Below are 6,645 nucleotides of genomic sequence, written 5' to 3'. Positions count from 1 at the left end.
CGGCGGCGGCCGCGGCGCCCGCGGCGATGGCCATGGAGTACAGGCCGGTCATCGGGCCGACCCGGTCGGGGAACCAGCGTCTGACGGCCAGGGGCATCAGGACGTTGCTGACGGCGATGCCCGCGAGCGCGAGCACGCTCAGGGCGAGGAATCCGCAGACGCCGCCCGCGTACGGCCGCAGGGCGAGGCCGGCGGCTATCACCGCCATGCCCGCGCAGACGACGGCCGCGGGGCCGAAGCGGCGGGCCAGCCTGGGCGCGGCGAGGCCGAAGACCGCGAAGCAGAACGCGGGCACGGACGTCAGCAGGCCCGCCACGGTGCCGCTCATGCCGAGGTCCGCGCGGACCTCCTTCAGCAACGAGCCCAGGCTCGTCACGGCGGGGCGGAGGTTGAGCGCGGCGAGGACGAGTCCTGCGACCAGGAGCCGGGCCGCCCAGGCGGAACCCCGTGCGCCCTGCCCCGCCGGCGCGGGGTCCTGCAGCGGGCCGGCGGGGTCGACTGCGGCGGTGGACCCGGCCGCTCTCAGGTCTTCGTCTGCCGTAGATGCCATGACGTCATCATAGATAGAATCATGGGATGAATGGAGGCTGTCGATGCCACTGAACTCGCCCAAGCGCTCCCGCCTCGTCGACCAGGTCATCGCCGGGCTGCGCAGCCAGATCACGTCCGGTGAGTGGCCCGTCGGCTCGCGCATCCCCACCGAGCCGGAGCTCGTCGAGCAGCTCGGCGTCGCGCGCAACACCGTGCGCGAGGCCGTGCGCGCCCTCGCGCACAACGGCCTGCTGGACATCCGGCAGGGGTCCGGCACCTACGTCATCGCCACGAGCGAGCTGGCCGGCGTGATGCACCGCCGCTTCGCCGACGCCGACCCGATGGACGTGGCCGAGCTGCGCAGCGCCCTGGAGGCGTCGGCCGCCCGGCTCGCGGCCCGCCGGCGCACCGAGCAGGACCTGGTGCAGCTGGCCGCGCTGCTGGAGCGGCGCGAGGAGGCGTGGCGCTCGGGCGACGCCGAGCGGTTCGTGGAGGCGGACGCCACGCTGCACACCGCGGTCGTCTCCGCCGCGCACAACGAAGTGATGTCCGAGGTGTACGCGGACCTGGGCGGGGTGATGCGCCAGTTCCTGCGGGCGTACGTGGGGAGCGCGATGCGGCCCGAAGAGCTCGCCGACCACGGGCGGCTGGTCGCGGCCATCGCGGACGGCGACGAGGAGACCGCGGGGGCGGAGGCGAGCGCACATCCGTTCGGGCCGTTCGGCTGCCGGGGCGTGGCCCGCTGAGTGCTCAGGCGGCGGGCCGGTGGGTCACCCAGGCGTGGCGTATGCCCAGCCAGCAGCGCTGACTGAGGGCGACGTGCCCGGCCGGGCCGACGACGGCCTGCGCGGTGTCCATGTCCGGGTCCCACCAGCGCACGCACTCGATGTGCAGCTGGACACTGTCGGTGATGGCGTTGCCGTTGAAGCAGTGGGCGGTGGCGTGGGAGCCGTGGACGCGCGTGCGGCACTCGGCGTGCCGGGGGACGGGCGGAGCGGCCGGAGCGGCGGCCGCCGCCGGGGACACCGGGGCCGTCGAGCCGGCCAGGGCCGCGGCGGCGAACAGCACGGCCGCGGTGCGGCGGAGCGGGAAGCTCATGCGCGTACCTCCTCCCGCCTTCAGTGTGCGGGGGCGGGCTCCGGCGCACGAGCCGGAAAAGCCCGGTGCCCGTTCCGGCGTAGCGGAACGGGCACCGGGCGTGCGCTTCGGGGTGGGGGCGTCCATCATGGGGCCGCCCCGGGCTGGCGGAGCGCTCAGGCGCCCATCATGTGCACGCCGCCGTCGACGTGCACGATCTCGCCCGTGGTGCGGGGGAAGAAGTCCGACAGCAGACCGACGACGCCGCGGCCGGCCGGCTCCGGGTCGGCCAGGTCCCAGCCGATGGGGGCGCGGTGGTTCCACACGTCCGCGAGCTCCTCGAAGCCCGGGATGGACTTGGCGGCCATCGACTTGAGCGGACCGGCGGAGATCAGGTTGCAGCGGATGCCCTTGGGGCCGAAGTCGCGGGCGAGGTAGCGGTTGGTGCCCTCGAGGGCGGCCTTGGCCACGCCCATCCAGTCGTACTTCGGCCAGGCGATCTGCGCGTCGAAGGTCATACCGACGATCGAGCCGCCCTCGCGCATCAGCGGGAGCAGGGCCATGGCCAGCGACTTGTAGGAGTACGCCGAGACCTGGACGGCCGTGGAGACGTCCTCCCAGGTGGCGTCGAGGAAGGTGAAGGCGCCCTGCGGGCCGAAGGCGATGGAGTGCACGATGCCGTCGAGGGCCACGCCCTCGCCGAGGTGCTCGCGCACCTTGTCCGCCAGGCCGTCGAGGTGCTCCTGGTTGCTGACGTCCAGCTCGATGACCGGCGCGGGCTTCGGGAGCCGCTTGGCGATCCGCTCGACCAGGGACAGGCGGCCGAAGCCGGTCAGGATGACCTCGGCGCCCTCGTTCTGGGCGACCTTGGCGGCCTGGAAGGCGATCGACGACTCGGTGAGGACGCCGGTGACCAGGATGCGCTTGCCTGCAAGGATTCCACTCATGACGTTCAGTGACCCATGCCCAATCCGCCGTCTACGGGAATGACGGCTCCAGTGATGTATGCGGCCTCGTCGGAGGCGAGGAAGCGGACCGAGGCGGCGATCTCCTCGGGCTGCGCGTAGCGCGCGAGCGGAACCTGCTTGGTGATGCCCTCGCGCTGCTCGTCGCTGAGCACGCGGGTCATGTCGGTGTCGACGAAGCCGGGGGCGACGACGTTACAGGTGATGTTCCGGGAGCCCAGCTCACGGGCGATCGAGCGGGCGAAGCCCACCAGGCCGGCCTTGGAGGCGGCGTAGTTGGCCTGGCCCGCGGAGCCCAGCAGGCCCACCACGGAGGAGATCAGCACGACGCGGCCCTTGCGGGCGCGCAGCATGCCCTTCGAGGCCCGCTTGACGACCCGGAAGGTGCCGGTGAGGTTGGTGTCGACGACGGAGGTGAAGTCGTCCTCGGACATGCGCAGGAGCAGCTGGTCGCGGGTGACGCCGGCGTTGGCCACCAGCACCTCGACCGCGCCCTGCTTCTCCTCGATCTCCTTGTAGGCCTGCTCGACCTGCTCGGGGTCCGTGATGTCGCACTTCACGGGGAGGCACCCCAGGTCCAGGAGGGCGGCCGGCGGCTCTCCCGAGCGGTAGGTGAAGGCGACCTTGTCGCCCGCCTCCGCGAAGGCGCGGGCGATGGCGAGGCCGATGCCCCGGTTTCCTCCGGTGACCAGAACCGAGCGGCTCAAAGGACCACCCTTCCTTCACGTGTAGCTGCCAGCTGGCTGCCTTTGGTCGTCTGTACCGTACGAAAACTATCGGGCCGAGGCCTCTGACGTGCAGCCCGCCCCTAACAGGAGCGCATGGCGGACCCTGTGGGGTCCCTACAGAAAGCGGGGCTGTGAGGCCCGTGCGGACCCGTGCGGGGGGCATTCCCCGATCCGCCCCTGAACTGGGCAAAAGCCCGGGACCATGGGTGGCGGGGCGTGATTCACTGCGTCCTCGGGAGACATCGCATGCCTAGGGGAGGCCATCCGTGCCACATGAAATCGACGAGTCGTTCCTCGCGCTGCCGCTGCGGCAACTCGCCGACGCGGCCCTCGCGCGCGCCCGCGCGCTGGGGGCCGACCATGCGGACTTCCGCCTGGAGCGGGTGCGCAGCGCCTCCTGGCGGCTGAGGGACGCCCGGCCGGCCGGCACCTCGGACACCACCGACCTGGGGTATGCGGTGCGGGTGGTGCACGGCGGGAGCTGGGGCTTCGCGGCGGGCGTCGAGCTCACGATGGACGCGGCGGCGCGGGTGGCCGGGCAGGCCGTGGCGATGGCGCGGCTGTCGGCGAAGGTGATCGCGGCGGCCGGCTCGGACGAGCGGGTGGAGCTGGCGGACGAGCCGGTGCACGCCGACCGGACCTGGGTGTCGTCCTACGAGATCAATCCCTTCGACGTGCCGGACGCGGAGAAGGGCGAACTGCTCGCGGACTGGAGCGCGCGGCTGCTGGCGGCGGACGGGGTGGCGCACGCGGACGCCTCGCTGCTGACCGTCCAGGAGAACAAGTTCTACGCCGACTCGGCGGGCACGACCACCACCCAGCAGCGCGTCCGGCTGCACCCGCAGCTGACGGCGGTCGCCGTCGACCCCGCCACCGGTGGCTTCGACGCGATGCGCACCATCGCGCCCCCGGCCGGCCGCGGCTGGGAGTACCTGACGGGCACCGGCTGGGACTGGGACGCCGAGCTGGCGGAGATCCCCGCGCTGCTGGCCGAGAAGATGAGCGCCCCGAGTGTCGAGGCCGGCTCGTACGACCTGGTGGTCGACCCGTCCAACCTGTGGCTGACGATCCACGAGTCGATCGGCCACGCCACCGAGCTGGACCGCGCGCTGGGCTACGAGGCCGCGTACGCGGGCACGTCCTTCGCGACGTTCGACCAGCTGGGCTCGCTGAAGTACGGCTCGGAGCTGATGAACGTCACCGGCGACCGGACCGCCGAGCACGGCCTCGCGACCACCGGCTACGACGACGAGGGCGTCGAGGCCCAGTCCTGGGACCTCGTCAAGGACGGCGTCCTGGTCGGCTACCAGCTGGACCGCCGCATCGCCAGGCTGACGGGCTTCGAGCGCTCCAACGGCTGCGCGTTCGCCGACTCCCCCTCCCACGTCCCGGTCCAGCGGATGGCCAACGTCTCCCTGCAGCCGGCGCCCGGCGGACCGTCGACCGAGGAGATGATCTCCGGCGTCGAGCGCGGGATCTATGTGGTCGGTGACCGCTCATGGTCGATCGATATGCAGCGGTACAACTTCCAATTCACCGGGCAGCGGTTCTACCGCATCGAGAACGGCCGCCTGGCGGGCCAGGTGCGGGACGTCGCCTACCAGGCCACGACCACGGACTTCTGGGGCTCGATGACGGCCGTCGGCGGGCCGCAGACGTACGTCCTGGGCGGCGCGTTCAACTGCGGGAAGGCCCAGCCCGGGCAGGTCGCGGCCGTCTCGCACGGCTGCCCCTCGGCCCTCTTCGAGAACGTCAACATCTTGAACACCACCGAGGAGGCGGGTCAGTGAGCCCTCGTCACCAGCCGCACGAGATCGTCGAGCGCGCCCTGGAGCTGTCCCGCGCCGACGGCTGCATGGTCATCGCCGGCGAGCGCTCCACCGCCAACCTCCGCTGGGCGCGCAACGCGCTCACCACCAACGGCGTCACCCGCGGCCGTACCGTCACCGTGATCGCCACGGTGGACGGCGCCGAGGGCACCGCCTCGGGTGTCGTCTCGCGGTCGGCCGTCACGGCCGCGGAGCTGGAGCCGCTGGTGCGGGCCGCCGAGGCCGCCGCGCGCGAGGCGGGGCCGGCGGAGGACGCCCAGCCTCTGGTGCCGGGCGTGCCGCACTCCCCCGACTTCACCGCCCCGCCCGCCGAGACCTCCTCCGCGGTCTTCGACGGCTTCGCGCCCGCGCTCGGCGAGTCCTTCGCCGGCGCCCGGGCGCAGGGCCGCGAGCTGTACGGCTTCGCGCTCCACGAGGTCTCCTCGTACTACCTCGGCACGTCCACCGGGCTGCGGCTGCGCCACGACCAGCCGACGGGGTCCCTGGAGCTCAACGCCAAGTCGCCGGACGGCACGCGTTCCGCGTGGGCGGGCCGGGCCACGCGCGACTTCACCGACGTCGACCCGCAGGCCCTGGACGCCGAGCTGGCGCGGCGCCTCGCATGGGCCGAGCGGAAGATCGACCTGCCGGCCGGACGGTACGAGACGCTGCTGCCGCCGAGCGCCGTCGCCGACCTGCTCGTCTACCAGATGTGGTCGGCGGCCGCCCGTGACGCCGCCGAGGGCCGGACGGTCTTCTCCAAGGCCGGCGGCGGCACCCGGGTCGGCGAGAAGCTGTCCCCGCTGCCGCTGACGCTGCGCAGCGACCCGCGCGCCGCGGGCCTGGAGTGCGCGCCCTTCGTCCTGACGACCGCCTCGGGGGACGACGCGTCGGTCTTCGACAACGGCCTGCCGCTCGGTCCGACGGACTGGATCCGCGACGGCGTGCTGGAGCACCTGGTCACCACGCGGCACAGCGCCGGGCTCACGGACCTGCCGGTCACCCCGCTCGTGGACAACCTCGTCCTGGATGCCGGGGGCACCGCCACGCTCGACGAGATGGTCGCGGCCACCGAGCGCGGCCTGCTGCTGACCTGCCTGTGGTACATCCGCGAGGTGGACCCTGCGTCGCTGCTGCTGACGGGGCTGACCCGGGACGGCGTCTATCTCGTGGAGAACGGCGAGGTCGTCGGCGAGGTCAACAACTTCCGCTTCAACGAGTCCCCGGTGTCGGTGCTCTCGCGCGCCACCGAGGCGGGCCGCACCGAGCCGACGCTGCCGCGCGAGTGGGGCGACTACTTCACCCGGGCCGCGATGCCCGCCCTGCGCGTGCCGGACTTCAACATGAGCTCCGTCAGCCGGGGCGTGTGACAGCAGGCATGTGACAGCAGGGGGTGTGACAGCCGGGACGCGGCACCGGGCCGAATAGACTGGTCCGCGTCCACCTGTCCCCCGCTCGCCTACGTCTTCCGTATGCGTCCCTTTTCTTCTCCGCTTTCTTCTCCGTCCGTTTCTCATCCGTCCCACCGATCCCCAG

7 protein-coding genes are annotated in these 6,645 nt (G+C 72.6%); 3 read left to right on the top strand and 4 right to left on the bottom strand.

Annotated elements, in window-relative coordinates; translation table 11 throughout:
• The coding region (locus V7793_RS11960) for an MFS transporter (protein ID WP_336005495.1) at positions 1-550 on the bottom strand (550 nt) is incomplete at its 3' end.
• 43 nt (positions 551-593) lie between these two features.
• Between V7793_RS11960 and V7793_RS11955 the strand changes: the two genes are divergently transcribed.
• Positions 594-1,277 carry a FadR/GntR family transcriptional regulator gene (locus tag V7793_RS11955; protein WP_336005492.1) on the top strand — a complete coding sequence of 228 codons (684 nt, stop codon included), beginning with the start codon at positions 594-596 and terminating at the stop codon, positions 1,275-1,277.
• A gap of 4 nt (positions 1,278-1,281) precedes the next feature.
• Here the strand turns inward: V7793_RS11955 and V7793_RS11950 are convergent, their stop codons facing one another.
• From V7793_RS11950 to fabG, 3 genes are all read right to left on the bottom strand, one after another.
• Entirely contained in the window at positions 1,282-1,629 is a 348-nt protein-coding gene (locus tag V7793_RS11950; RefSeq protein WP_336005490.1) for a hypothetical protein, read from the bottom strand.
• Positions 1,630-1,784: 155 nt separating this feature from the next.
• Complete coding sequence (fabI, locus tag V7793_RS11945; RefSeq protein WP_336005488.1) at positions 1,785-2,555, bottom strand: enoyl-ACP reductase FabI; 771 nt, start codon at positions 2,553-2,555, stop codon at positions 1,785-1,787.
• Positions 2,556-2,560: 5 nt separating this feature from the next.
• Positions 2,561-3,280, bottom strand: coding sequence for a 3-oxoacyl-[acyl-carrier-protein] reductase (gene fabG, locus V7793_RS11940; RefSeq protein ID WP_168091299.1), 720 nt, complete (start codon positions 3,278-3,280; stop codon positions 2,561-2,563).
• A gap of 287 nt (positions 3,281-3,567) precedes the next feature.
• On the opposite strand from fabG, the gene V7793_RS11935 reads away from it, so the two are divergent.
• Together V7793_RS11935 and V7793_RS11930 are read left to right on the top strand one after the other, a co-directional pair.
• Positions 3,568-5,091 (top strand): TldD/PmbA family protein, encoded by a 1,524-nt coding sequence (locus V7793_RS11935; protein ID WP_336005486.1) that lies wholly within the window; start codon positions 3,568-3,570, stop codon positions 5,089-5,091.
• Entirely contained in the window at positions 5,088-6,479 is a 1,392-nt protein-coding gene (locus V7793_RS11930; RefSeq protein WP_336005483.1) for a metallopeptidase TldD-related protein, read from the top strand. The genes V7793_RS11935 and V7793_RS11930 overlap by 4 nt, the downstream gene beginning before the upstream one ends.
• Positions 6,480-6,645: the final 166 nt, after the last annotated feature.

It is taken from the genome of Streptomyces sp. KLMMK, assembly GCF_036961605.1.
GTDB classification, from domain to species: domain Bacteria; phylum Actinomycetota; class Actinomycetes; order Streptomycetales; family Streptomycetaceae; genus Streptomyces; species Streptomyces telluris.
Note: the sequence above shows the minus strand (reverse complement) of the source record. Positions and strands in the feature narration are given on the sequence as shown.

Coding starts and splice junctions, on each gene's coding strand:
- fabI (WP_336005488.1), bottom strand. CDS start 2,555: ATGAGTGGAATCCTTGCAGGCAAGCGCATCCTGGTCACCGGCGTCCTC.
- V7793_RS11950 (WP_336005490.1), bottom strand. CDS start 1,629: ATGAGCTTCCCGCTCCGCCGCACCGCGGCCGTGCTGTTCGCCGCCGCG.
- V7793_RS11955 (WP_336005492.1), top strand. CDS start 594: ATGCCACTGAACTCGCCCAAGCGCTCCCGCCTCGTCGACCAGGTCATC.